Origin of the sequence: Massilia timonae (genome assembly GCF_001866515.1) — a bacterium.
Classification (GTDB): domain Bacteria; phylum Pseudomonadota; class Gammaproteobacteria; order Burkholderiales; family Burkholderiaceae_D; genus Telluria; species Telluria timonae.
Genome location: NZ_JRYB01000001.1, coordinates 407,550 through 433,063, shown reverse-complemented (window position 1 = coordinate 433,063; position 25,514 = coordinate 407,550). Strand labels below are relative to the sequence as shown.

18 protein-coding genes are annotated in these 25,514 nt (G+C 64.7%); 10 read left to right on the top strand and 8 right to left on the bottom strand.

The window, feature by feature from the left end; translation table 11 throughout:
• Nucleotides 1-91: 91 nt before the first annotated feature.
• Together LO55_RS01875 and LO55_RS01870 are read left to right on the top strand one after the other, a co-directional pair.
• Entirely contained in the window at nt 92-1,348 is a 1,257-nt protein-coding gene (locus LO55_RS01875) for a urate hydroxylase PuuD (RefSeq protein WP_071360223.1), read from the top strand.
• The gene (locus LO55_RS01870) at nt 1,345-2,592 is read left to right on the top strand and encodes a M20/M25/M40 family metallo-hydrolase (RefSeq protein ID WP_071360222.1); all 1,248 of its coding nucleotides are present in this window, start codon (nt 1,345-1,347) and stop codon (nt 2,590-2,592) included. The genes LO55_RS01875 and LO55_RS01870 overlap by 4 nt, the downstream gene beginning before the upstream one ends.
• A 186-nt stretch (nt 2,593-2,778) precedes the next feature.
• Here LO55_RS01870 and LO55_RS25630 read toward each other — a convergent pair whose 3' ends face one another.
• Both LO55_RS25630 and LO55_RS01865 read right to left on the bottom strand, forming a co-directional pair.
• On the bottom strand, nt 2,779-4,443 hold the full coding sequence (locus LO55_RS25630; protein ID WP_229410243.1) for a patatin-like phospholipase family protein: 1,665 nt from the start codon (nt 4,441-4,443) through the stop codon (nt 2,779-2,781).
• 118 nt (nt 4,444-4,561) lie between these two features.
• Nucleotides 4,562-6,934, bottom strand: coding sequence for a S9 family peptidase (locus LO55_RS01865; protein ID WP_071360221.1), 2,373 nt, complete (start codon nt 6,932-6,934; stop codon nt 4,562-4,564).
• A 664-nt stretch (nt 6,935-7,598) separates the two neighbouring features.
• Here LO55_RS01865 and LO55_RS01860 point away from each other — a divergent pair.
• The 7 genes from LO55_RS01860 (at nt 7,599) to LO55_RS01830 (ending at nt 17,822) form a co-directional block, all read left to right on the top strand.
• Entirely contained in the window at nt 7,599-8,243 is a 645-nt protein-coding gene (locus LO55_RS01860; protein WP_040776989.1) for an ANTAR domain-containing response regulator, read from the top strand.
• 35 nt (nt 8,244-8,278) lie between these two features.
• Nucleotides 8,279-9,448 carry a CmpA/NrtA family ABC transporter substrate-binding protein gene (locus LO55_RS01855; RefSeq protein ID WP_071360220.1) on the top strand — a complete coding sequence of 390 codons (1,170 nt, stop codon included), beginning with the start codon at nt 8,279-8,281 and terminating at the stop codon, nt 9,446-9,448.
• A 258-nt stretch (nt 9,449-9,706) separates the two neighbouring features.
• On the top strand, nt 9,707-11,005 hold the full coding sequence (locus LO55_RS01850; RefSeq protein ID WP_071360219.1) for an MFS transporter: 1,299 nt from the start codon (nt 9,707-9,709) through the stop codon (nt 11,003-11,005).
• A 14-nt stretch (nt 11,006-11,019) separates the two neighbouring features.
• Nucleotides 11,020-13,545: a nitrite reductase large subunit NirB gene (gene nirB, locus LO55_RS01845; RefSeq protein ID WP_071360218.1), complete on the top strand. Its 2,526-nt coding sequence runs from the start codon at nt 11,020-11,022 to the stop codon at nt 13,543-13,545.
• An 11-nt stretch (nt 13,546-13,556) separates the two neighbouring features.
• Nucleotides 13,557-13,904 carry a nitrite reductase small subunit NirD gene (gene nirD, locus LO55_RS01840; RefSeq protein WP_071360217.1) on the top strand — a complete coding sequence of 116 codons (348 nt, stop codon included), beginning with the start codon at nt 13,557-13,559 and terminating at the stop codon, nt 13,902-13,904.
• Nucleotides 13,901-15,118 (top strand): NAD(P)/FAD-dependent oxidoreductase, encoded by a 1,218-nt coding sequence (locus tag LO55_RS01835; RefSeq protein WP_071360216.1) that lies wholly within the window; start codon nt 13,901-13,903, stop codon nt 15,116-15,118. The genes nirD and LO55_RS01835 overlap by 4 nt, the downstream gene beginning before the upstream one ends.
• Before the next feature lie 13 nt (nt 15,119-15,131).
• Nucleotides 15,132-17,822: a nitrate reductase gene (locus LO55_RS01830; protein WP_071360215.1), complete on the top strand. Its 2,691-nt coding sequence runs from the start codon at nt 15,132-15,134 to the stop codon at nt 17,820-17,822.
• A 5-nt stretch (nt 17,823-17,827) separates the two neighbouring features.
• On the opposite strand, the gene LO55_RS01825 is transcribed toward LO55_RS01830, so the two are convergent.
• The 6 genes from LO55_RS01825 to LO55_RS25625 all read right to left on the bottom strand — a co-directional run bounded on the left by LO55_RS01825 (nt 17,828) and on the right by LO55_RS25625 (nt 23,055).
• Nucleotides 17,828-18,772 (bottom strand): hypothetical protein, encoded by a 945-nt coding sequence (locus tag LO55_RS01825; RefSeq protein ID WP_071360214.1) that lies wholly within the window; start codon nt 18,770-18,772, stop codon nt 17,828-17,830.
• 3 nt (nt 18,773-18,775) lie between these two features.
• Nucleotides 18,776-19,525 (bottom strand): DUF6345 domain-containing protein, encoded by a 750-nt coding sequence (locus tag LO55_RS01820; protein ID WP_071360213.1) that lies wholly within the window; start codon nt 19,523-19,525, stop codon nt 18,776-18,778.
• A gap of 173 nt (nt 19,526-19,698) precedes the next feature.
• Nucleotides 19,699-20,679, bottom strand: a complete 981-nt coding sequence (locus LO55_RS01815) for a TerC family protein (protein ID WP_005668422.1) — start codon at nt 20,677-20,679, stop codon at nt 19,699-19,701.
• 187 nt (nt 20,680-20,866) lie between these two features.
• Complete coding sequence (locus tag LO55_RS01810; RefSeq protein ID WP_071360212.1) at nt 20,867-21,565, bottom strand: dienelactone hydrolase family protein; 699 nt, start codon at nt 21,563-21,565, stop codon at nt 20,867-20,869.
• A 266-nt stretch (nt 21,566-21,831) separates the two neighbouring features.
• Nucleotides 21,832-22,662 (bottom strand): OmpA family protein, encoded by an 831-nt coding sequence (locus LO55_RS01805; RefSeq protein WP_083415108.1) that lies wholly within the window; start codon nt 22,660-22,662, stop codon nt 21,832-21,834.
• A gap of 9 nt (nt 22,663-22,671) precedes the next feature.
• A complete protein-coding gene (locus LO55_RS25625) occupies nt 22,672-23,055 on the bottom strand; it encodes a DUF4398 domain-containing protein (RefSeq protein WP_083415105.1) in 384 nt (127 codons plus the stop codon).
• A 347-nt stretch (nt 23,056-23,402) separates the two neighbouring features.
• Between LO55_RS25625 and LO55_RS01795 the strand changes: the two genes are divergently transcribed.
• Nucleotides 23,403-25,433, top strand: a complete 2,031-nt coding sequence (locus tag LO55_RS01795; protein ID WP_177185493.1) for a TonB-dependent siderophore receptor — start codon at nt 23,403-23,405, stop codon at nt 25,431-25,433.
• Nucleotides 25,434-25,514: the final 81 nt, after the last annotated feature.

Genomic DNA, 25,514 nt, shown 5'->3' with positions numbered 1-25,514 from the left:
AGGTAGATATGTTGAATATACGCTAAATTTCATGTCGCAGAAATTGGAATCGGCGTATCTTCGATCCATCTCAGCGTTCACGAGGAAGCCCATGTTCGACACCGGATACCTGGCGCCATATGCTTTGGAGTGGTTCAACCTGCTGCTGCGCTGGCTGCACATCATCACCGGCATCGCCTGGATCGGGGCCTCGTTCTATTTCGTCTGGCTCGACAACACCATCAAACCGCCGGCCCCAGGTTCCGACCTGGAGCGCAAGGGTGTGTCCGGCGAGCTGTGGGCGGTGCACGGCGGCGGCTTCTACAACCCGCAGAAATACCTGGTGGCGCCCGCCGAGCTGCCGCCGGAGCTGCACTGGTTCAAGTGGGAGGCCTATTCCACCTGGCTCTCGGGCTTTGCCCTGCTGACCGTCGTCTACTACCTGAACGCGAAGGCGATGATGGTCGACCGCAGCGTGGCCGACCTCACGGGCTGGCAGGCGGTCGGCATCGGCATCGGCAGCCTGGTGGTCGGCTGGATCGTGTACGACCTGCTGTGCAGGTCCAAGCTGGTGCAGCACCAGCTGGCGTTCGGCGCCACCATCTGGCTGCTGCTGGTCGGCAGCAGCTGGGTGCTCACCCACCTGCTCAGCGGACGCGCCGCCTACCTGCACGTGGGCGCGATGATCGGCACCATCATGGTGGCGAACGTGGCGATGCTGATCATTCCGGGACAGCGCAAGATGGTGAACGCCATGCTGGCGGGCGAGAAGCCCGACCCGAGCCACGGCATCAAGGCCAAGCAGCGCAGCGTCCACAACAATTATTTCACGCTGCCGGTGCTGTTCATCATGATCAGCAACCACTATGCGATGACCTACAACCATCCGCATGCCTGGGCCGTGCTGGGCGTGATCATGCTGGCCGGGGTCTTGATCCGCCACTTCTTCAACCTGCGCCACAAGGGCCGCATCGAATGGCGGTATCCGGCCGCCGGCGTGGCGCTGCTGCTGGCGCTGGCGGTCGTGCTGGCCCCAAGGCCGCGCGCGAGCGCCGATCCGGCGGCGGTCACCAAGCTCGACGCTGCCGCGCGCTTTGCGGCGGTGCGCACGATCATGGACCAGCGCTGCGTGTCCTGCCACGCGCAGCAGCCGACGCAACCCGGTTTCGCCGCGGCGCCGGGCGGCGTGATGCTCGACACGCCGGAGCTGGTGAGCCAGCATGCGGCCCGCATCTACCAGCAGACGGTCCAACTGAAAGCCATGCCGCTGGCGAATCTCACCCACATGACCGATGCCGAACGCGCCCAGGTGGGGGCCTGGTTCGAGGCCGGCGCGGTCACCGGCACAAACACAGGAAAGGCGCCATGAACAATCCCTTGCACGACCGTCTCACCGGCTGGATCGACGCCCACTTCGACGAACAGGTCGCCTTCCTGCAGGAGGTGGTGCGGATCCCGACCGATACGCCGCCGGGCAATAACGCGCCGCATGCCGAGGCAATCGCGGGAATGCTGGAAAGCGCCGGCTGGCCGGTCGAGCGCCATGCGGTGCCGGCGCAGCAGGTGCGCGACCATGGCCTGGAGAGCATCACCAACCTGATCGTGCGCCGCCGCTATGGAGGGGACGGCCCCACGCTGGCGCTGAACGCCCACGGCGACGTGGTGCCGCCGGGCGAAGGCTGGACCCGGCCGCCGTATGGCGCCGTGATCGAGGATGGCTATCTGTACGGGCGCGCGGCGGCGGTCTCGAAAAGCGATTTCGCCACCTATGTGTTCGCGACCCGCGCGCTGGAGGCGCTGGGCGTGGCCTTGTCGGGCGCGGTCGAACTGCACTTCACCTACGACGAGGAAGTCGGCGGCCTGCTGGGGCCGGGCTGGCTGCTGGACCAGGGCTTGAGCCGGCCCGACTACGTGATCGCGGCCGGCTTCGGCCATGGCATCGTCACCGCCCACAACGCCTGCCTGCAGCTGGAAGTGACCGTGCACGGCAGGGCCGGCCACGGCGCGATGCCGGAGACGGCCGTCGACGCGCTGCAGGCCGCCACGAAAGTGCTGAACGCGATCTATGGCGAACTGCCGGCGCTGAAGAAGATCCGCAGCGCTGTAGCAGGCATCGGCTCGCCGACCATGATCGTCGGCCGCATCGATGGCGGGACCAATACCAATGTGGTGCCGGGAAAGGTGGTGTTAAGGATGGACCGGCGCATGATCCCGGAAGAAGACCCGGCGCTGGTGGAGGCGCAGGTGCGCGCCCTGATCGAGGAGGCGGTGCGCGACTCGAGCGGCATCCGCCTCGAGATCCGGCGCCTGCTGCTGTCGCAGGCGCTGCGGCCCTTGCCGGGCGTGGCGGCGCTGGTGGAGAGTTTGCAGCGCCACGGGCGCGCCATCATGGGCGAGGAGATTCCCGCGCATGGCACGCCGCTGTATGCGGATGCGCGGCTGTATGGTGAATACGGCATCCCGGCGGTGCTGTATGGCGCCGGGCCGCGCACGGTTGAAGAGTCGAACGCTAAGAAGGCTGACGAACGTCTGCTTTTGGAGGATTTGCGGAAGGCAACAATAGTCGTAGCATGCACGTTATTCGACTTCCTCGAAGGCCATTCAAAATATTAAGTGGTCACCCGTAAATAAATGTGTTTTTTGACTGCCAGAACCAGCGCATTACCGCCTTGGCGCTACCTTGCAATGCGTGTACTGCGGCGCAATCTCTGCCTTGCACCGCATTCGGCTCCGTTTTTCAAAGTTTACATTCAGCTCAGGCTGCGCACCTAAAATTATTAACGTTGAGAGAGAATAGATTTATTGCATAGCCTCCAGTGGTTGCTCACATGTTACCAACGTTGCTGGGGAGTTGTTTGAAGCATTCATGGGATATATGTCGAATTGTGACCTTTTTGAAACGGGGTTTGGTGGATTGCAAATATTTGGTGTGCCAGCCTTATTGTTTCCAAACCATTCACAAACGGTTTTTCTACTGAGTAAGTCTTCCCTAACTAGAAGGCGGGCGGAGTCAGATATTCTATCAGCAATAAATTCTGGAGAGCATTTTCCCACACCTGTTAGCTTTAGATCGGTTTTTATACTATTGGCGACTGCCCAGAGCTTGTTCTGATAATCTAGTGTTTGATTTTCTGCCAGTGATCCTTTTTTATTTAGGCCGTATATTTCGTTAAGCGAAATGTGCCATATTGCGCACTTAACTGATTTCACGCTTTTGTTTTGATCGACATTCGTAAGTAACGCACCTGGTGTGCCTGACCATCCATTTTCTCCCAGATCAACTTCATGCTCTGAAACTGCACGGCGATACTCAAAGCCGTCTCGTTGAGATAGATTTATTCCCAAGCTCTTGAGCGTTTCCTCCCGACGACGTGCAAAGAGAGTATCAAATGCATACACTGCGCTATCGTCAACTAGATAATCTCTCATGGACTTTCGTAGATCTCGACGTAGGCCCTCCTGAAAACTTCTTCTGTCAACATCGGAATCCACTAATATTAGTAAGCAAGAGTTAGTCATGTCGCCGTTAAGCAGATAACGCTTCTGAAAATGGTGCTGGGCTGATGTTATCAAAGCATCAACGCCAAGATTATCTGCGACGCCGCCATCTATTAGGTGCAGGTAGCCCATGGGAACGGGCTTCATTTTTTTTCTAGAGACAAAAGTTTCTAATGTATTAGGAGGAAATTGCGCTAGGGTTAGCGGATTGAATACTAATGGGAATGCGGACGACGCAGCTACTGCATTGGCTACGGGATACTTACTCAAGTCAGAGCCGAGCGCGGAAAAGCTCTCCATTGTGAACGTGAAACCGCTAAATCGCGAACTACTTCCTTGATTTAAACGACTCGATAGGAGTGAACTATTAAATGGTGGGTTGTTTACTTTTGCGGCGTTGATCAAGATGGCCGGTCGGTTCGGGCCGGAAGTTCCAAAATCTCCAAAAGTGGCGCCGTGGAATAGGTTGTTGTCATAAACTTTAGCTAATACGTCTGTGCGATCATAGTCCGATATCAACGACCAACCTACGTTCCAAGGCAAAAAGTAACGGCCGATCCAGCGGTCGCGAAAGCTCTTTAACATTTCTTTGTGCGCAAAGCTCCAATAATTGCTTCCAAATTTTGTGTAATTCAGTGCAAAGTGAGCGCCTGTGATTGAGCCGCCAGAAACTGTTGAAATGGCAGTAACGTGTTTTAAGATACCCTCTTGCTCTAGTTCTTTTAGGACAGCAAGCGAAAAAAATGCTGCGCGACTACCGCCGCCAGACAGCGCCACGCCGATAAATGGTTGCTCTAGCCTAGAAGTTGTGTCGTCGGTCTTGGAAAGAACATTTATTTCTTCAAAGCTGGCGCGCGTCACAGATTGATCAATCCAAAAATACTCTGATCTTTCATAAGGATAGAGCTTGTTCGCATAGCTATTTGCAGGTATGGAAGGAGTGATCGCGCAGCCAGTTAATAACATCACGAATGATACTGCGATGCATCTCCAAAGAGCTCTAAAAGGGTTTTGATTTTTTATAAACATTATTGGAAGGATTTAATGAAAAAGGCGCCCACAGGCGCCTTTTGATCCGACTAGATTATTTCTGCTTGAGCGAGCGCTCGAACAGCTCATAAATCCGGCGATACTGGTCATACCACGCCTCCGGCTGCACGTAGCCGTGACGCTCCAGCGGATAGCTCGCCAGTTCCCACTTGTCCTTCTTCATCTCGATCAGGCGCTGCGCCATGCGCACCGAGTCCTGGTAGAACACGTTATCGTCGATCATGCCGTGCGAGATCAAGAGGTGGCCCTTCAGGTTCTGCGCGTACTCGATCGGCGACGACTTCTTGTACGCCTCGGGATCGATGTCCGGGGTGTTCAGGATGTTGGCGGTGTACTCGTGGTTGTAGGTGGTCCAGTCGGTCACCGGGCGCAGCGCGGCGCCGGCCTTGAAGGTGTCCGGCGCGCGCATCAGGGCCATGAAGGTCATGAAGCCGCCGTAGCTGCCGCCATAGATGCCGACGTTGGCGGCGTCGCCCTGGTGCTGATTCACCATGTACTTGACGCCGTCGATGTAGTCTTCCAGTTCCGGATGGCCCATCTGGCGGTAGATCGCGGTGCGCCACTTGCTGCCGTAGCCTTTCGAGGCGCGGAAGTCCATGTCGAGCACCACGTAGCCGTTCTGCACCAGCAGGTTGTGGAACATCTGCTCGCGGAAGTAGTTCGGATAGCGCTTGCTCACGTTCTGCAGGTAGCCGGCGCCGTGCACGAACATCACGACCGGATACTTCTTGCCCGGCTCGAGCTGGGCCGGACGATACAGCTTGGCCCACACCGGATCGCCGCCGGCGCTGGAAGGCACGGCCACGTACTGCGGCTGGATCCACTCGCGCGCCTTGAACTCCGGCGTGCGGGTGTCGGTCAGCTTGCTGGGCTCGCCGCCCGAAACCGGCACGGTCGCGATCTGGATCGGGGTGTAGCTGGACGACCAGTGCACCAGCAGCTTCTTCTCGTCCGGCGACAGGGCGAACTTCTCGACGCCATCGAGCCTGGTCACTTCACGTACATTGCCGCTGTTGGCGTTGACGGCGCAGACTTCGTAGTCGCCCGGGGTCTCGCGGTTGCACAGCATGTAGGCGGTGCTGCCGTCGTAAGTCCAGCGCACGTCGCTGGCTTCCCACTTACCCGTGGTCAGGGCGCGCGGGGCAGCGGCGGTGGCGCTGTCCTTGGTGTACAGGTGCGAGTAGCCGCTTTCCTCGGACAGGTACCACAGCGTGCGGTTGTCCGGCAGCCAGCCGAATTCGGCGTTGTCGTAGTTGACCCAGGCGCCGTCGGTCAGGCGGTGCAGAGGCTTCAGTTTCGCGGCGCCCAGGTCGACGCTGGCGATCCAGCGGTCCTTGTTGTCGACCGCGCGCAGCATGACGGCGACGTTGGCGCCGTTGGCGCTCCAGTCGATCGCGTTGCGGCCGCCCGAAACGACCACCGGGCGGTTGCCCTTGAGCGGATCCTTCTTGGCGGCGGCGCGCAGCTCGGCCAGCGGGTCGACGTTGACGCCGGGGAGCGCATCGAAGGCGATGTCCTGCACCTTGTTGGTGCGCAGGTCGACCAGCTTCAGTGCATGCGGCACCGGCATATTGCGGCCGACGCGGGTGCGCACGTCTTCGGTCTCTTCGTAGCCCGACTCGTTCACGTAGCGCGGCATCTTGCCGGCGCGGCCCTTGTCGGCGCTCTTGGCGGCGGTGACCACCAGCAGCCAGCGGCCGTCGGGCGACAGCGAGCTGCCTTCGATGGTGACCTTGTCGCCCAGGTAGACCGGGCCCGGCGCCATCGAGGCGTCGGCGCGGCGCAGTTCGTCGGTGCGCTCGCGCAGGGCGTCGCGGTCATCCTTCTGGCGCTTGAGGTGCTCGATCAGGCGCAGCTCGGTCGAACGGTAGGGATCTTCCTCGGGCGCGTTCGGGTCCTTGGCGGCGCGCGGCAGGGCGGCCGGGCCGGTGACACGGCTACCGCGGTCCCACACATACCAGTCGTTGCCGATGCGGTACTGGACCGCGCGTTCGTCCGCCGTGTACTGGGCGGCGGTGATGCGGCTGGCGCCGCGCGTGACCTGGACCAGCTGGCCCGACTTGAGGTCTCGCTCGAACAGGTCGTTGTTGCGCAGGACCAGCATGCGGCTGTTGTTGCGGTTGTAGACCACGTCGGCGCTGTCGATCTTCGGCAGTTCGGCATCGGCTACCAGCCGGGACTTGCCGGCCGTGACCTGGAACACGTCGCGCACGGGCGAGCCGGTGCGCTTCTGCTTGTAGTACACCTGCTTGCCGTCCCAGCTGAACCAGGCGTCTTCCACCGGGGTGCCGATCCAGTCTGGATGGCTCATGGCCTGGTCGAGGGTGATGGGGGTGGATGCCGCCGCCGGCAGCGCGATCAGTGCGGCGAAAGAGGCCGCAAACAGGGTAAGTGCAGGTGTTCGCATGTGGAGTCTGATGAGTGAGAAATGGCTTGGTTGCCAAAGATGCTTGCCAGAAATGCGCATGCATTCTAGCGCAGGCACTCACCGCGACCGCGAAATATGACAGGTTTTTTTTGCTGTAAAGACAAGCGCCGGCGGTACGTCAGTACGGCCGGCGCGAGAGGCGGAGCGGGTATTGCGACGATGGTGCGCCGCAATCGCACGTGGTTTACAGGGCCTTGAACGGACCCTTTGGCGGACGCGGCAGGAACATGGAAACGCGGGCTGCCACGGCCACGACGGCCAGGGCGATGGTGATATATTCGAGCGGGTGCATGATCAACCCCGCACTGCCGGAGCGTAGCCGCCGTGGGCGACGTAGAGTTCTTGCGAGAAGCTGCGGATGGCCGAGATGGCTGCCGCGAAGAAGCTGGTGCGTTGGATGGCTGCAGTCATGATTGTTCCCCTGAGATAAATACTTCGATGTTGCGTTGCAGTATAGGGGCGTCTCCGTCATAAACAAACTTTAGATTTGTGATTCCAGCGATGCGTCTGGTGAATGGTTGTAAAGTTGCTCTCATGCAAGATATTCGTCATGCGAATATCTCGGCCAAGGGGTTTTGCATAAGAAGGGCATGGCTAATCGTCGATGCTCGCGCCTGGTGCGAATCTTGCATATCGTAAGCACATGAAATCGCGAGACAGTGCTTCACCACACCTGCGGATCGTCGTCGTGCTTTCCGCAACAGCACCCGGCATCGACCCGGATGCCGCCCAGGCCGCGCAGGCCCGGCGCAGCACGGCGCTGCGCATCGGCCTGCTCGAATCGGGCTACGACCTGATCGCCTCGCTCCCGGCCGACGTCTTCCTGCCCGAGCGCATCGCCCAGTTGCAGCCCGACCTGATCATCGCCGACAGCGAGTCCGACGCGCGCGACGTGCTCGAGCACATCGTGATCGCCACCCGCGACGCGCGGCGGCCGATCGTCCTGTTCACCGAAGACGATGCGCCGGCCAGCATGGACGCGGCGATGGACGCCGGCGTCTCGGCCTATATCGTGGCCGGCCTGCAGGCCGAACGCGTCAAGCCGGTGCTGGACGTGGCGCTGGCGCGCTTCCGGCGCGAGCAGAAGCTGCTCGATGAGCTGAGCGACACGCGCCAGAAGCTGGCGGAGCGCAAGACCGTCGATCGCGCCAAGGGCCTGCTCATGAACCGCTACAGCCTGACCGAGGAGCAGGCCTACCAGCGCCTGCGCACCCTGGCGATGAACAAGAACCTGAAGCTGGCCGAAGTCGCGCAGCGCCTGATCGACGTGGAAGACCTGCTGGGCTAGGCCACGCTTTACTATATACAAGGACAAGGAGACGTATGACATTGGCAGGCAAAGGCGCCTGGATCGCCGGCACCGACCGGCCCGAGATCGAGACCGTCCGCATCGGTTTCATGCCGCTGGCCGATTGCGCGCCGCTGGTGATGGCGTCGGTGCTCGGCTTCGACGAGCAGTATGGCGTGCGCTTCGAGCTCACCCGCGAGCTGTCGTGGACCGCCATGCGCGACCGCCTGATCGGCCAGCAGCTCGACGCGGCCCATGCGCTGTACGGGATGGTCTATGGCATCCAGAACGGCATCGGCACCCAGCAGTGCGATATGGCGGTGTTGATGAACCTGCACCAGAACGGCCAGAACATCACGCTGTCGCGCGCGCTCGCCAACGCCGCCCGCGATCCCGGCCTGCTGCGGCGCGAGGTGGACGAGAAAGGGCGCAAGCTGACCCTGGCCCACACCTTCCCGACCGGGAACCACGCGATGTTCCTGTATTACTGGCTGGCCGCGCATGGCATCGATCCGCTCACCGACTGCCAGGCGGTGACGGTGCCGCCCGGGCAGATGGCGGCCAGCCTGGCGGCAGGGCATATGGATGGTTTCTGCGCGGGCGAGCCGTGGGGCCAGCGCGCGCAGCGCGACGGCGCCGGGGTGCAGGCCGCGTCCAGCGAACAGATATGGCCGAACCATCCGGGCAAGGCGCTCGGCACGCGCGCCGCCTTCGCGGCCAGCCACCCGAACACCTGCCGCGCCATGATCGCCGCGCTGTTGGAAGCGGCGCGCTGGCTCGACGCCTCGCGCACCAACCGCGAAGCCGCGGCCGAGGTGCTGGCCAGTCCCGCCTATGTCAACGCCAGCCGCGAGACGCTGCAGTTCTGCCTGGCCGGCAGCCACATCGACGAGCACCGCGGAGGCGGCGGCTGGCGCGGTCACAACGGCCTGCGCTTCCATGCCGACGGCGAGGCCAACTTCCCCTGGCTGTCGGACGGCATGTGGTTCATGACCCAGCACCGGCGCTGGGGCCTGCTGCGCGAAGCGCCTCCCTATCTGGCGCTGGCGGCCCAGGTCAACCGCATCGACCTGTATCGCGAAGCGGCCGAACGCACCGGCACGATGCTGCCCGCCTCCCCGATGCGCAGCTCGACCTTGCTCGGCGGACGGGTATGGGACGGCAGCGACCCGCAGGCCTGGGCCGGCACACCAGCGCGATCTTGAACGCGGTGCATGCGGGCGCATCATCATGGTGAGCGATGCACCGCAATGCAGCATCCGGATGCGGTCCGTTGAGGTACGCCCCCTGAAGCCGCGGTGGCACGCCTCTTGCTCATACCTCTGACAGGATCAATGGCGATTCTCTTCACGATTTTCACTTAGCGCCGGCCCAACGCGGGGACGGCAACAGGACAACGGCGTCCGCAGCTACTGCCCATGGCAGCAAGCGCGGACGCCTTTTCGTTTTTCAAAGGAAGAACAATGGCCAGCAAAGCGGACAGCATCAAGCTCTTTTCCTTCCAGGGCGCGCCCATGCGCGCCTTCCACCTGACCTGGGTCGCCTTCTTCATCTGCTTCTTCGCCTGGTTCGCCTGCGCGCCGCTGATGCCGGTCATCAAGGGCGAATTCGGACTCTCGATGGAGCAGATCGCCAACATCAATATCGCGGCGGTCGCGATCACCATCTTCGTGCGTCTGCTGGTCGGCCCGCTGTGCGACCGCTACGGCCCGCGCAAGACGTACACCGGCTTGCTGCTGCTGGGCGCGATTCCCGTGCTGGGCGTGGCGCTGGCGCAGAGCTACGAAGCCTTCCTGCTGGCGCGCCTGGGCATCGGCGCGGTCGGCGCCAGCTTCGTCATCACCCAGTACCACACTTCCGTCATGTTCGGACCGAAGGTGGTCGGCACCGCCAACGCGGCGGCGGCCGGCTGGGGCAATGCCGGCGGCGGCGCGGCGCAGGCGGTCATGCCGCTGATGCTCACCGCGATCGTGATGCTGGGCGTGAGCCAGTCGCTGAGCTGGCGCCTGGCGCTGGTGGTGCCCGGCGTGATGATGATCGTGATGGCCTTCTTCTACTGGCGCTATACGCAGGATTGCCCGGCCGGCAATTACGACGACTTGCGCAAGACCGGCCGCATGCCGGAGGGCGGCGGCAAGGGCGGCTGGGCGAGCTTCGTCGCCGGCTGCCGCAACTACCGCGCCTGGCTGCTGTTCGTCACTTATGGCGCCTGCTTCGGCATCGAGATCTTCATCCACAACATCGCCGCCGTGTACTACGTCGAGCACTTCGACCTGTCGCTGGCCCAGGCCGGCATGGCCGCCGGCAGCTTCGGCCTGCTGGCGCTGTTCGCCCGCGCGCTGGGCGGCTGGCTGTCGGACAAGGCGGCTCTGTCGGGTGACCTGAACCGCCGCGTGACCGTGCTGTTCGTGCTGATGATCGGCGAAGGCCTTGGCCTGCTGTGGTTCGCCCAGGCCGAGGGCGTGGTGTTCGCCGTGGTCGCGATGCTGGTGTTCGGCCTGTTCACCCACATGGCGTGCGGCGCGACCTATGCGCTGGTGCCGTTCATCGCGCCGAAGGCGCTGGGCGGCGTGGCCGGCATCGTCGGCGCCGGCGGCAACGTCGGCGCGGTGGCGGCCGGCTTCCTGATGAAGGGCACGGGCGACATCAAGCAGACGCTCACGATCCTCAGCGGCCTGGTGCTGGTCGCCAGCGTCTGCGCCATCGCAGCCCGATTCACCACGACCAGCGCCAACACGGCGCCGGCAGCCGCAGCAGCTTAATTAGGGAGCAGCAAATGCATATCGTCGTCATCGGCCACGGCATGGTGGGCCACAAATTCCTCGAAACCCTGGCCGCCAGCGGGCGGAAAGAGCTGCGCGTGACGGTGCTGGGCGAAGAGCCGCGGCCGGCCTACGACCGCGTGCACCTGTCGGAATTCTTCGCTGGTAAAAGTGCGGACGACCTGTCGCTGGTCGCACCCGGCTTCTTCGAACGGGAAGACATGGTGCTGCGCCTGAACGCGAAAGTGGTCGGGATCGACCGCGTGGCGCAGAGCGTGACCCTGGCCGACGGTTCCTCCGTCGCCTACGATCGCCTCGTGCTGGCGACCGGCTCGTATCCCTTCGTGCCGCCGGTGCCGGGCGCCGACCGCAAGGATTGCTTTGTCTACCGCACCATCGAAGACCTGGAGGCGATGCAGGAATGCGGGGCGCGTTCGAAGTCGGGCGTCGTGGTCGGCGGCGGCCTGCTGGGCCTCGAATGCGCCAAGGCGCTGCGCGACCTGGGCCTGAACGCCCACGTGGTCGAATTCGCGCCGCGCCTGATGGCGGTGCAGGTCGACGATCCCGGCGCGCGCGTGCTGCGCACCCGTATCGAGGAGCTGGGCGTCGGCGTCCATACCGGGAAGAACACGCTAGCCATCGTCGACGGCGAGGAGGCGACCCATCGCATGCAGTTCGCGGACGGTACGCACCTGGACACCGACATGATCGTGTTCTCGGCCGGCATCCGTCCGCGCGACGAGCTGGCGCGCGCTTGCGGCCTCGAGATCGGCCCACGCGGCGGCATCGTCATCGACGACCGTTGCCAGACATCGGACCCGCACGTGTATGCCATCGGCGAATGCGCCTTGTGGAACGGCCAGCTGTTCGGCCTGGTCGCGCCGGGCTACGATATGGCGCGCACCGCGGCGCGGCACCTGGCAGGCACGGAATGCGGTTTCGCTGGCGCCGACATGAGCACCAAATTGAAACTGATGGGCGTGGACGTGGCCAGCATCGGCGACGCCCACGGCGCCACGCCGGGCAGCCGCAGCTATCAGTTCCTCGATGAACGTCGCCAGACTTACCGCAAGATCGTCGTCTCCAGCTGCGGCAAATACCTGCTGGGCGGCGTGCTGGTGGGCGAGGCGTCGGCCTATGGCGCGCTGCTGCAGACGATGCTGAACAGGATCGAGCTGCCGGAAGCGCCGGAATACCTGATCCTGCCCGACACCGGCGCGGCGCGTCCGGCGATCGGCGTCGACAAGCTGCCAGCCACGGCCCAGGTCTGCTCGTGCAACGACGTCAGCAAAGGCGCCCTGTGCGAGGCGGTGGCCGGTGGCGCCACCACCATCGGCGCCCTCAAGAGCTGCACCTCGGCCGGCACCGCCTGCGGCGGCTGCGTGCCATTGGTAACCCAGGTCCTCAACGCCGAGCTGAAGAAACTGGGCGTGGCGGTCAACAACCACCTGTGCGAACACTTTCCGTACTCGCGCCAGGAGCTGTACCACCTGGTGCGTGTCGAAGGTATCAAGGACTTCGGCGAGCTGCTGGCGCGCCACGGCAAGGGACTCGGTTGCGACGTCTGCAAGCCGACCGCCGCCAACATCCTGGCCTCGGTGTGGAACGATTTCGTGTTGAAACCGAAGCACGCCAGCCTGCAGGATTCGAACGACTACTTCCTCGGCAACATCCAGAAGGACGGCACCTACTCGGTGGTGCCGCGCATGCCGGGGGGCGAAGTCACGGCCGACGGCCTGATCGCGGTGGGGATGGTGGCCAAGAAGTATGGCCTGTACACCAAGATCACCGGCGGCCAGCGGGTCGACCTGTTCGGCGCCCGCGTGGACCAGCTGCCGGCGATCTGGGAAGAGCTGATCGCGGCCGGCTTCGAATCGGGCCACGCCTACGGCAAGTCGCTGCGCACGGTGAAATCCTGCGTCGGCTCCACCTGGTGCCGCTATGGCGTCGGCGACAGCGTCGGCTTCGCCATCGCGCTGGAGAATCGCTATAAAGGCTTGCGCGCGCCGCACAAGATCAAGTTCGGCGTCTCGGGCTGCACCCGCGAATGCGCCGAGGCCCAGGGCAAGGACGTCGGCCTGATCGCCACCGACAAGGGCTGGAACCTGTACGTGTGCGGCAATGGCGGCATGAAGCCGCGCCACGCCGAGCTGATCGCCTCGAACCTCTCCGAAGAAGAGGTGGTGCGCCTGACCGACCGTTTCCTGATGTTCTACGTGCGCACGGCCGAGCGCCTGCAGCGCACCAGCACCTGGCGCGAGAACCTGGAAGGCGGCCTCGATTACCTGAAGGCGGTGGTGGTCGACGACAGCCTCGGCATCGCGCAGGAGCTGGAAGCGCAGATGCAGCACGTGGTCGACACCTATGCCTGCGAATGGAAGGAGGCCGTCACCGATCCAACCGTGCGCCGCCGCTTCCGGCACTTCGTCAACAGCGCGCAGGTCGACGAGAACGTCGTGTTCGTGCCCGAACGCGGCCAGGTGCGTCCCGCCACTTTCGACGAACGCCGTCGCGTCATTCCCATCGCCAGCGCAGCATAAAGGAGAGCATCATGCACCGTGATCTTCAACTCGAACACTGGACCGCCGTCTGCCTACTTTCCGACATCGTGCCCGATACCGGCGTGTGCGCCTTGCTGAACGGCCGCCAGGTGGCCGTGTTCCGCGTCGGCGCCGACGAGCCGAGGGTGTTCGCCATCGATAACTACGATCCGAATTCGCAGGCCGCCGTGCTGTCGCGCGGACTGGTGGGCAGCATCGGCGAGCGCATCGTCGTTGCGTCCCCGATCTACAAGCAGCATTTCGACCTGCAGAGCGGCGAGTGCCTGGAAGCGCCGGCGCATTCGGTCGCCAGCTATCCGGCGCGGATCGACGGCGGGCAGGTGTGGGTCGCAGTATGAAGCCCTCCCTGGTCGTGGTCGGCAACGGCATGGCCGGCATGCGCACTGTCGAGGAGCTGCTGGCGCTGGCGCCCGATCTGTACGACATCACCGTGTTCGGCGCCGAGCCGCGCGTGAACTACAACCGCATCATGCTGTCGCCGGTCCTGGCCGGCGAAAAGACGGCGGACGAGATCGTGCTGCATCCGCGCAGCTGGTACGACGAGCACGGCATCACCCTGCATGCGGGCGACCCGGTGGTGGCGATCGACCGCAAGCGGCGCGTCGTGCGCGCGCGTTCGGGCAAGGAGGTGCAGTACGACCGCCTTCTGCTGGCGACCGGTTCGCAACCGTTCATCGTCCCGGTGCCGGGCGCCGAGCTGCCCGGCGTGGTGGGTTTTCGCGACCTGGACGACGTCGACACCATGCTGCAGGCGGCGCGCAAGGGCCGGCATGCGGTCGTGATCGGCGGCGGCCTGCTCGGACTGGAAGCGGCCAACGGCCTGCTGCGGCAGGGCATGGACGTGACCGTGGTCCATCTCACCCAGAGCCTGCTGAACCAGCAGCTCGACGTCGATGCTTCGCTGCTGCTCAAAGGCGCGCTGGAGCGGCGCGGCCTGCGCATCCTGCTGGGCGCCGAGACCGAGGCCATCCTCGGCAATGGCAAGGTGGAGGGCGTGCGCTTCAAGGACGGCAGCGAGGCGCCGGCCGACCTGGTGGTGATGGCGGCCGGCGTGCGTCCGAATGTGGCGCTGGCGCGCGCCGCGGGCCTGCACGTCGAGCGCGCCATCGTGGTCGACGACACCTTGCAGAGCTACGATCCGCGCGTGTATGCGGTGGGCGAATGCGTCCAGCACCGCAAGGCGACCTTCGGCCTGGTGGCGCCGATCTGGGACCAGGCGCGCGTGTGCGCCGCCCACCTGGCCGGCCTGGGCCATCGCCGCTACGTGCAGCAGGCCACGGCTACCAAGCTGAAAGTCACCGGCATCGACCTGTATTCGGCCGGCGACATCGTCGGCGGGCCGGGCACGCAAGACCTGGTGCTGCGCGATCGCCGCGCCGGCATCTATAAACGCCTGGTGCTCGAGGGGAATCGCATCACGGGCGCCGTGCTGTATGGCGACGTGCTCGATGGCCCCTGGTATTTCGACCTGATCCAGCGTGGGGCCGACGTGTCGGCGCTGCGCGATCGATTGTTGTTCGGGCCTGCCATGTGTGAAGCGCAGGCCGCATAGAAGAGAGTCACTCATGTCGCACATGCCGATCCCGCTGCAAGAAATCCGCACCACCTGTCCTTATTGCGGCGTCGGCTGCGGCGTGAAAGCCACGCCGCTGGGCGATGGCGGCGCGCTGATCGAGGGCGACGCCGGCCACGCGGCCAGCCGCGGCCGCCTGTGCGTCAAGGGCTCGGCCCTGGGCGAGACGCTCGGTCTCGATGGCCGCCTGCTGACGCCAGCCGTCCGCCGCGATGGCGCCATGGCGCGCGCCGGCTGGGAGGAGGCGCTGGACACCGTCGCCGACGGCTTCAGGCGCATCATCGCCGAGCACGGGCCGGATGCGGTGGCGCTGTATGTCTCGGGCCAGATCCTCACCGAGGATTACTACGTCGCCAACAAATTCATGAAGGGCTACGTCGGCAGCGCCAATATCGACACCAATTCGCGCCTGTGCATGTCGTCCGCCGTGGCCGGCCACAAGCGCGCCTTCGGCGAAGACGTGGTGCCGGGCTGCTATGAGGACTTCGAACTGGCCGACGCGATCGTGCTGGTCGGTTCGAACGCCGCCTGGTGTCATCCGACGCTGTTCCAGCGCATCGTCAAGGCGAAGGAGGCGCGGCCCGAGCTGCAGATCGTCGTGCTCGACCCACGCCGCACGGCCACCTGCGAACTGGCCGACCTGCACCTGCCGCTCAAGCCGGGCAGCGACGTGCGGCTGTTCAACGGCCTGCTGGCCCATCTGGCGCGCGTAGGCGCCGTCGACCACGCTTTCGTCGCGGCGCATACCAGCGGCATGGAGGCGGCGCTGGACGAGGCCAGGCTTGGCGGCGACGTGGAGGAGGTGGCGCGCGCCTGCGGCGTCGATCCGGCCCAGCTGCGCGCCTTCTATGAACTGTTCGCGCGCACCGAGAAAGTGGTGACGGCGTTCTCGATGGGCGTGAACCAGTCCTCGAGCGGCACCGACAAGGTCAACGGCATCATCAACTGCCACCTGGCGACGGGCCGCATCGGCCGTCCCGGCATGGGCCCGTTCTCGCTGACCGGCCAGCCGAACGCGATGGGCGGACGCGAAGTGGGCGGCCTGGCGAACATGCTGGCGGCCCACCTCGACCTGGACAACGCCGGCCACCGCGAGGCGGTGCGCGGCTTCTGGGGCGCGCCGCGCATCGCCGACAAGCCGGGCCTGAAGGCGGTGGACCTGTTCCGCGCGGTGGAGGCGGGCAAGGTCAAGGCGGTGTGGATCATGGCCACCAATCCGGTGGTCAGCATGCCGGACGCCGACCAGGTGCGGCGCGCGCTGGCCGCCTGCGAACTGGTGGTGGTGTCGGACGTGGTGGCGAACACCGACGTCGCGCCGTATGCGCACGTGCTGCTGCCGGCGCTGGCCTGGGGCGAGAAGGATGGCACGGTGACCAATTCCGAGCGCTGCATCTCGCGCCAGCGCGCCTTCCTGCCGGCGCCGGGAGAAGCGCGCGCCGACTGGCAGGCGCTGTGCGACGTGGCCCGGCGCATGGGATTTGCCGGCTTCGATTACGACGGCGCGCACGCGATTTTTGATGAGCATGCGCGCCTGTCCACCTGGAAGAATGGTGAAGATGGCTACCGCCGCGCCTTCAGGCTCGATCCGCTGGTCGGCATGGACCGGGCGGCCTACGATGCGCTGGAACCGGTGCAATGGCCGCTGCGCGCGCCGACTGAAGGAACCGGGAGGCTGTTCGGCGATGGTCGTTTCTCTCACCCGGACGGCAAGGCGCGCTTCGTCGCGACCGCGCCGCGGCTGCCCGCGCACGCGCCGGGCGGAGACTATCCGCTGGCGCTCAACACCGGACGCCTGCGCGACCAATGGCACACGATGACGCGCACCGGCAAGTCGCCGCGCCTGGCCGGCCATGCGGCAGAACCCTTCGTGGATTTGCATCCGCACGACGCGCTGCTGGCCGGCGTGCGCGAGGGAGAACTGGCCCGCGTGAGTTCGCAGTGGGGCGCGATGGTGGCGCGCGTGGCGCATGGCGGCGGCATCGCGCGCGGCGCGGTGTTCGTGCCTATCCACTGGAATGGGCAAACCGCCTCCGATGCGCGCGTCGGCGCGCTGGTCAATCCCGAAGTCGATCCGGTGTCGGGCGAGCCCGAGTTCAAGCACACGCCGGTACGGGTGGAGCCGTTCGGCGTAGCCTGGCATGGCTTCATCCTGAGCCGCACGGAACTGAACCTCGAGCGGGTAGCGCACTGGACGCGCGTGCGCGGCAGCGGCTTCCTGCGCTATGAGCTGGGCGGCCGCGAGCCGGTATCGCCGGCGATGGCGCGCGCGCTGCTCGGGGCGGACGAGGACGCCGACTGGATCGAGTACGAGGACAAGTCGGAAGGCATGCTGCGGGCGGCGCTCGTGGTCGATGGTCGCCTGGAAGCCTGCCTGTTCGCGTCGCGCCGGCCCGACTTGCCGGCGCGCGCCTGGCTCGGCGGATTGTTCGCGCAAGCCGAACTGAGCGCACGCGAACGCGCGACCTTGCTGGCCGGCCGCGCGCCGACGTTGGGGCCGGACCCGGGACCGACCGTCTGCTCCTGCTTCGGCGTCGGCCGCAACACGATCTGCGCGGCGATCGCGAAGCAGGGCTTGACGACGCCGGCCGAGGTGACCGCCTGCCTGCGGGCCGGCGGCAACTGCGGGTCGTGCCTGCCCGAGATCAGGTCGCTGTTGCAGGAGGTGCGCTCAGCCGTGGTGTGACCGGATCACGATGCCCCGTCACGGCACTCCGGATGCAAGCCACGCGAGCGCACCACCGGCGCCTCGTTGCCGAATAGCGGCAGCTCGATGTACGGCCGCTCGGTGCCCGACACCGCCAGCACATAGGCCTGGCGCTCGAGCCGGTGCTGCAGCACGACCTGCGCCACGTAGGCCGGGGCCAGCACGCGCTGGGCCTTGCGCTTGCCCAGGTCGAGATAGCCGAAGCGCATCACGGCCGACTGCACGACGTCGCCCGGCAGCCGGTCCTTCGACTTGCCCAGCACGCTGGCCAGGCGTTCGGCCAGCTGGCGCGCCGCCAGTTCGGCCTCGATGACGGGCGCGCTGTCGAGCACTTCGGCATCGCTGTGGCGGATGTTCAGCGCGAGCGCGTCGACCGTGCCGTCGCCGGCCAGGCGCAGCGCCACCGAGGCGGCGCCCAACACCGGGATTTCTCCCACCGCATGGCGCCAGGCGCCGGTGGCGCGCACCAGCAGCGTGTCCGACAGCTTCTGGTCGCGGTCGCTGCCGCGCGCCTTGGTCTGCCACAGGCGTTCGAAGGCAAGGCTGCCGCGCTCACCGACCCAGGCGGCGAGGTCGATGCGCTGCGCGGCTTGTTCCAGCTGGCGCACCAGCACCGGCGTTGCTTCCAGCCGCTGCCACGGCGCCTGGAACGGCGCCAGGCCGGACACGTACTGCAGCGCGCCCGAGGCATGGTAGACCACGGCGCGCGCGCCGTCGGCCAGGTGCACCACGCTGCGCTCGCCGCGGTCGGCCAGGTTGGCGCGGTCGTGGCGGCAGATGTCGGCTTCGTGCAGCGCGGTCAGGAAGCGGTTCATGTTGGCGCGCGCGTCGTCGCGGGTGAGCGGGGTGAGCGCGATCACGTCGGCGCGGCCGGGCACGGCATGCGCGCCGGTCTTCATCAGGGTATCGATCAGGGTTTGCTGGTTCATGGTTCAGCCCTCCGTCCACTTCCACAAGAGACATGCCTGCTGCGCCGGCGCCAGGTCGGGACTCACGCCGCCGTGGCCCCACAGGTGGTCGCGGTTCAGGGCGGACAGATCCCAGCGGATGGCGCCGCCATTCCAGGTGGCGGCGTCGCCTACGCAGACGGTGACCGGATGGTTGTCGACCCACCAGTCGGACACGCCGTCGTGCCAGGCGCCCGAGACGGTGTCGCCGTCGACCAGGTTGTCGGCCACGTCCTCGCCGCATTCGTCGGTGGTGATGCCGTCGTACATGTCGCCCCAGGCGCCGCAATAGATGTGCAGGCGCGCGAAGATGTTCCACAGGCCGGTGACGGCGGCCAGGTTGACCGTGTGGCAGGAATAGGCCATCACCCATTCGCTGTTCCAGTCCTCGCCCAGTTGCCACCCGTCGGACCAGGTGCGCCATTCGCTGTGCGCGATGTCGTACAGCATGCGCGCGCGGCCGTCGGCCTCGGAATTGCCGTGCGTCTCGATCCAGAACAGGTCGACGTCGTCGACCCAGTTGCGGTCGCTCCCGCCCTGGTCGACGTCGCGGATGTCGGTCTCCCAGACGTCGGTATTGGCCCAGTAGAAAGCGCGCGTGTGGCCGGCCGAGCGCAACTTGCTGTCGAACCCATTGCTTCTGTTAAAGGTGTACGTGAGGTCTCCCGCCGTGCTCACGCCGGCGGCGCGCGCATGGTTGAAGTACCGGATTGCTTCTACGCCGAACCTCGCCATGAGATTCTCCTTTCGTGTCAAGACGCCATGCCGCCGCACCCTGATGGGCGCGGCGGGGTGGTCGAGATACAGTAGTCGGAGCGAACGCGGCGGCTCTGGCGAAGATCAGGCTTCGGGAGAGTTGGCGTTCCAGCGGGATAGAAGCGCCGCGCGGGCTTGCGCGGCGTCGACTCTCAGGCGGCCGGTGGCGGGGTCTTCTGCGGCTTGGTCGGCTTGGTCGTCAGCAGGCTCGCGACGACCGAGACGACCAGGATGGCGCCGACGACCCCGAGCGCGATACCGGTCGGAATCTTGTAGATATCGAGCAGCAGCATCTTGATTCCGATAAAGATCAGGATCCCGGCCAGGCCGTACTTAAGCAGGTGGAAGCGGTCGGCCATGTCGGCCAGCAGGAAATACATCGCGCGCAGCCCCAGGATGGCGAACACGTTCGACGTGAACACGATGAACGGGTCGCTGGTGACGGCGAAGATCGCCGGGATCGAGTCGACCGCGAAGATGACGTCGGTGATCTCGACCATGATCAGCACGATGAACATCGGGGTGGCGTAGCGCAGGCCGTTCTGGATGACGAAGAAACGTTCGCCATGGTATTCATTGGTGATGCGCATATGGCCGCGCAGCCATTTCAGCAGCTTGTTGTCGGCCAGGTCGGGTTCGCTGTCGGCCGACATCAGCATCTGGATGCCGGTGTACAGCAAGAACAGGCCGAATACGTAGAGGATCCAGTGGAACTGGGCCAGCAGCAGGGCGCCCAGGTAGATCAGGATGGCGCGCAGCACGATGGCGCCGAGCACGCCATACATCAACACGCGTTTTTGATATTGGGCCGGCACGCCGAAAAAGCTGAACAGGGTGATCCAGACGAACACATTGTCGACCGCCAGGGATTTTTCGATCAGGTAGCCGGTGAGGTATTCCAAGGCCTTGTCGCGCGCGACGACGGGCCCGGCGATGCCGTCCAGGTACCAGTAGAACCAGCCGCCGAAGGCGAGGGCGACCGTGATCCACACGAGCGACCACAGGGCCGCTTCCCTGGTGCTGACCTTGTGGTCGCCGGCGGTCTTGAGCCCGAAGAAGTCGATGGCCAGCATGACCACCACGAAGGCGGAGAATGAGAGATAGAGCGTGGGCGTACCGACGGATTCGAGCATGGCTTCTCCAAGGCAAGGCGTGCCGGACGGTCTGGAGTCCAGCGGCGTTGGAATTAGAGCATGAGCCTTGGAGGAACGCCGCACGCATGGCGGCGTGCGGAAAAAAGCGGATCAGTGAAGGGAAGCGAAGTGGGAACGGCGCCTGCCGGCATGGCGCCGGCAGTCGATAGGGCTTGATGCAGGGCTCTTAGCGCAGGGTGCGGGCGAAGAACTCGTCGGTGCGGCTGTTGGCCAGCGTCGCATCGTCATGGTCGTAGTGGCTGCCGCCCGGACGGGCGAAGGCGTGGTCGCGGCCCGGGTACACATGCACTTCGGCATCGGCCTTGCCTTCCAGCGCGGCCTTGATCTGCGCCTGCGCTTCCGGCCCGATGTATTCGTCGGCGCCGGCCAGGTGGTAGAGCAGGGGAGCGCCGATATGCTTGGCCTCGTGCAGGTACTGGTCGGTGCCGCCGCCATAATAGGCCGCGAAGGCGTCGCCATCCGTGCGGGCCGCGGCCAGGTAAGTCATCAGGCCGCCCAGGCAATAGCCGGTGACGCCGACCTTGCCGGTGCTGCCTTCCATCGTGCGCGCGGCGCTGATGGCGGCGGCGATGTCCTGCACGCCGTGGTCGAAGTCATAGGCCTGGTACATCGAGAAGGCCTTGGCGACGTCGGCTTCGCTCGCCTCCGAGAGCTGGATGCCTGGGTCGGTGCGCCAGAACAGGTCGGGAGCGACGGCGATATAGCCCTTGGCGGCGTAGTTGTCGGCGATGCTGCGGATGCCGGCGTTCACGCCGAAGATTTCCTGGATCACAATGATCACAGGGTAGGTGCCGACGACATCGGGACGCGCGACGTAGCAGTCGAAGCTGCGGTCGGCGGTGGTGACGGTGAGGGTTTCGGACATGGGATTCCTTTTGGTTGAAGGTTGGATGCCAGCCGGTGACGGCAATGGCCGGCTTGCGACGCATATCATAAAACGGATGGCGGTATTGGAACAAACACTGCTCATGACCCAGGCCGATATGCCCTGGCCTGAACATCACGGTCCGACGCCGGAAGACCTGCAAGCAGCAAAAAAGCCAGACCGGCTGACCGTATCTGGCTTGTCCAATCCTGTCGCTGGGGCGAGAATATCCGGGACCACGCGCATGCAGATCCGTGCCCCAGGCATCATCGCTCGGGTTGCCTGGATTGCCCGTTTTCGTCGCTCGACGTCGTGGAAGAGATTTGTGACGAACCCAGCATTTGCGTGTTGGAGTCGCCCGTGACGACTTCCGCACGCCGGTTTTCCAGACGCCCGATCCTGCTCTTGTTGCTGGCCGCCGGATTCTGTTCGCCGTGAGACCGGATGGCGATGCGGCCGGAGTCGATGCCACGCTGGAGCAGGGCGACACGCACCGCATCTGCCCGTCTCATGGCCAGGGCCTGGTTGTAACGGGGACCGCCGATATTGTCCGTATACCCTTCGATCACGACCTCGCGCTCGGGATTGCTTTTCAATGTGGCTGCCAACGCGTCAAGCGCACGCTTGGCGCTGGCCGGGATCTTCGCTCTGCCGGGGGCGAAGCCTACCAGGTCTTTTTGCGCCAGTTCCGTGATTGCTTTCGGTTTGCCGCTTCTTGCTGCAAGCGACGAATACACCTGGTCCCGCTCCGCCGCCGCAACCGTCACGGCCTCGCCCGCCGCCCGCTCGCCTGCGAATTCCTGCGCCGTCGCGGCGCGTTGCTGTGCGATATAGGCGAAATGCGTCGTGGTCGTCAGGTCGTGCTTGTCATTCCACGCCGTTTTCGCCTTCTGCAGCGACGCGCTTGCGCGTTCCAGTTCGCTTGCAGCGTATTTGGCGACGTGGGGATCGGCGGACGCCTGGTCGATCGCCTGCTGGGCGTTGCCGATGGCGGTATTGGCGGCAGCCACATTGGACGCAGGCGGGGTCGTCGAGCATCCCGCTGCGATGATGCCGGCAATGACCGCGCCCATGCTTGATCGAAGGATGTGGTTCATTTCTCACCTCTACTGGTTCGGGGATGCGCGGTTGATTGTCTCGCGCAACATCTGATTACTCTTGGCCAATTCGGCAGCCGCAATCCTGGCCTGGGTCGATTCGCTCTTGGCGCGCGCCAGATTGGCGTCGACCTGGGCTTGCTGGGCCAGGCGCATTGCATCGTGCCGATGATGGCCGGTGGCAGCGGCGTTGGCCCGCGCCAGCTTATCGACTGCGACACCGTAATTTGCAGGAGCGTTTTCTTCCGCACCCGCCATCTGCGCTTGATCGACCGCCTCCCGACTGGTGGCGAGCTCGTGCTTCAACGCTTGATTGGAACAGGCGGACAGGGCAAGAAGAAAGCATCCCGCCACCACGCGTGACGGATGATGAGAAAGTTTAGCGAGGTTCATGAGGCGCCTCCCGAGAAACCTGAGTTTGAGAGTTTCATCCTAAGGGAGAGATATTCATCGTTCAATCAGACCAAAGGACGATCGTCCAGAGTTCTCAGGCTTGAGCCTGCCGTACTTGGCCACAGAGCCACATCGGGGCGGAATGCCATGGCAAGCGCTACTGAAAAATACTAAATACAAAATACATTTACTTAGCGAACAGTTATCGTGTACGATATTGAATGAGAATCATTATCATTCACTTCGTTCTTGTGCGGCTGCCGTTCCTGGCAGACTTGCGGGACGTCGCATGCGTATTCATGTCACCAAAACACCTCCTTGCTTTCTTTGCTCTTGCCGCCCCCGCCATGACCGCCATTGCGCAAACCGCCAGACCGGCGGTGGTCGAAATCAAGGGCTTCTCGAATGTCATCAATGAATCGAGCCAGGCTTCCACGGCAACCCGCACCGACCAGTCGCTGATGGACGTGGCGCAGTCGGTCCAGGTGCTTGGTCCGACCCTGCTGGAAGACCTGCAGGTGCGCACGCTCGACGATGCCTTGTCGCTCGTCAGTGGTATTGCCCAGGCGCCTACCCGCGCAGGGACGCAGGATGCCTTCGTACGCCGCGGATTCACCGGTCAATCCGCGGGCAGCTTCCTGCGCGACGGCGTGCGCTCGGTCCAGGCGCGCAATTTCAGCGCCACCACCGAGCGTGTCGAGGTGCTCAAGGGACCTGCCTCGACGCTGTACGGCATCCAGGAGCCGGGTGGCGTCATCAACGTGGTGAGCAAGGCGCCGTTGGCGCGTGCGCGCACCGATCTGCAGTTCGATACGGAGGAGGCCGGCGGTTACGGCGCCCAGTTCGACCACGCCGGCCCGATCGGCGACAGCGGCTGGTCGTACCGGTTCATCGCGTCGACCGAAGACCGCGACGACTGGCGCAATTTCGGCGTCACGCGGCGCGACCTGGTGGCGCCGTCGCTTGCCTGGCGCAGCGGCGGCACCGAAGTCATCGTCAGCTACGAACACATGGACTACGAGGCGCCCTTCGACGACGGCGCCATCTTTGGCGCCAACGGCCGGCCGATCGACATCCCACGCGAACGCCGGCTCAGCGAGCCGTTTTCCCGCGTGGAGGGTAATTCCGACTTCGTCAACACGCGGCTGCAGCATGCGCTCGACGGCCAGTGGACGGCGCGCGTGAACTACGCCTTCAACCAGCATCGCTACAGCGACTGGCGCGTACGCGCCAACCGCTACGACGAGGCGACCGGCTTGCTGCGGCGCCGGGTCGACGGACGCATGGGCGTCGATGACAGCAGCCACTACCTGGTCGCCGACCTCGTGGGCAAGTTCCGCACCGGCGCGGTCGGTCACGAAGTGCTGGTGGGCGTGGACCACGAGCGCACGCTGGGCCGCACCATGGGCGAGCTGGCGCGCGTGACCCACGATGGGTTCGATACCGTCAACCCGGTCTACGGCCAGATACCGGTGCCGAACGAGATCGACGACGAGACCCGCAATGCACGCGCGCTGCTGGCCACCACCTCGGTGTTCGCCCAGGACAGCATGGCGCTCGGCGAGCGCTGGATCGTTGCGGCTTCGGTACGGCTCCAGCGCTATCGCCAGGAAGAGGGCGCCGGCCTGGAGTTCGTGGAGACGCAGAATATCTCCGGGTCAGAAGTGCTGCCGCGCCTCGGCGCGCTCTACAAGCTCGATCCGCGGCTGTCGCTGTATGCCAACTACGCCACGTCTTTTGTGCCGAACCTGGCCAGCAGCCCGACCCAGGGCGCGTTCGACCCGACCGAGGGCCGCTCGCTGGAACTGGGCAGCAAGTTTAGGGTCGACGAGCGCGTTTCGGGCACGGTGGCGCTGTTTGACATCGAGAAGAAGAATATTGTCGTGAACCTGGACGACGACACCGCACAGGCCATCGGCAAGGCGCGCTCGCGCGGGGCCGAACTGGACCTGGTGGGGCAGGTGGGCGACCGGCTCAGCGTCATCGGGACCTATGCGTATACCGCGACCGAAGTGCTGGAAGATGCGAGTGGACTGCAGGGGAACCGGCTGCCGAATGCGCCGCGCCATGCGGCATCGGTCGCCGCCCACTATGCGCCGGGCTGGCGCACGGGCAGTCTTGCCTGGCATGCGAATGCCGCCGTGCGCTATGCGGGCGAGCGCGAAGGCGACTCGGCCAACTCCATCACCTTACCGTCGTACACCGTGGCCGACCTGGGAGTTGGCACCGTATTCAAATGGAACGGCACCGCGCTCAAGCTGGATCTGCTGCTGCGTAATGCCTTCGATCGCGCTTATTACACTTCCGCCGATGGCGCCATGCGCGTGCTGGTGGGGACGCCGCGTCAGCTCGGGGTTCGGTTGCGTAGTACGTTTTGAGTGGAAGAGGTAAGTGAAATCAAGACGTGTTGCGGATAGATTGGACGGCGCTCGGCAAGAAACTTCCGGGTCGGGCATCAT

What these genes read in the sequence shown, in the direction of transcription:
- LO55_RS01810 (WP_071360212.1), bottom strand. Translation starts at nt 21,565, where the DNA reads ATGTCCGAAACCCTCACCGTCACCACCGCCGACCGCAGCTTCGACTGC.
- LO55_RS01870 (WP_071360222.1), top strand. Translation starts at nt 1,345, where the DNA reads ATGAACAATCCCTTGCACGACCGTCTCACCGGCTGGATCGACGCCCAC.
- LO55_RS01815 (WP_005668422.1), bottom strand. Translation starts at nt 20,679, where the DNA reads ATGCTCGAATCCGTCGGTACGCCCACGCTCTATCTCTCATTCTCCGCC.
- LO55_RS01805 (WP_083415108.1), bottom strand. Translation starts at nt 22,662, where the DNA reads ATGAACCACATCCTTCGATCAAGCATGGGCGCGGTCATTGCCGGCATC.
- LO55_RS01820 (WP_071360213.1), bottom strand. Translation starts at nt 19,525, where the DNA reads ATGGCGAGGTTCGGCGTAGAAGCAATCCGGTACTTCAACCATGCGCGC.
- LO55_RS01835 (WP_071360216.1), top strand. Translation starts at nt 13,901, where the DNA reads ATGAAGCCCTCCCTGGTCGTGGTCGGCAACGGCATGGCCGGCATGCGC.
- LO55_RS01855 (WP_071360220.1), top strand. Translation starts at nt 8,279, where the DNA reads ATGACATTGGCAGGCAAAGGCGCCTGGATCGCCGGCACCGACCGGCCC.
- LO55_RS25625 (WP_083415105.1), bottom strand. Translation starts at nt 23,055, where the DNA reads ATGAACCTCGCTAAACTTTCTCATCATCCGTCACGCGTGGTGGCGGGA.
- LO55_RS01860 (WP_040776989.1), top strand. Translation starts at nt 7,599, where the DNA reads ATGAAATCGCGAGACAGTGCTTCACCACACCTGCGGATCGTCGTCGTG.
- LO55_RS01865 (WP_071360221.1), bottom strand. Translation starts at nt 6,934, where the DNA reads ATGCGAACACCTGCACTTACCCTGTTTGCGGCCTCTTTCGCCGCACTG.
- nirB (WP_071360218.1), top strand. Translation starts at nt 11,020, where the DNA reads ATGCATATCGTCGTCATCGGCCACGGCATGGTGGGCCACAAATTCCTC.
- LO55_RS01825 (WP_071360214.1), bottom strand. Translation starts at nt 18,772, where the DNA reads ATGAACCAGCAAACCCTGATCGATACCCTGATGAAGACCGGCGCGCAT.
- LO55_RS01795 (WP_177185493.1), top strand. Translation starts at nt 23,403, where the DNA reads ATGACCGCCATTGCGCAAACCGCCAGACCGGCGGTGGTCGAAATCAAG.
- nirD (WP_071360217.1), top strand. Translation starts at nt 13,557, where the DNA reads ATGCACCGTGATCTTCAACTCGAACACTGGACCGCCGTCTGCCTACTT.
- LO55_RS01830 (WP_071360215.1), top strand. Translation starts at nt 15,132, where the DNA reads ATGTCGCACATGCCGATCCCGCTGCAAGAAATCCGCACCACCTGTCCT.
- LO55_RS01875 (WP_071360223.1), top strand. Translation starts at nt 92, where the DNA reads ATGTTCGACACCGGATACCTGGCGCCATATGCTTTGGAGTGGTTCAAC.
- LO55_RS25630 (WP_229410243.1), bottom strand. Translation starts at nt 4,443, where the DNA reads ATGTTATTAACTGGCTGCGCGATCACTCCTTCCATACCTGCAAATAGC.
- LO55_RS01850 (WP_071360219.1), top strand. Translation starts at nt 9,707, where the DNA reads ATGGCCAGCAAAGCGGACAGCATCAAGCTCTTTTCCTTCCAGGGCGCG.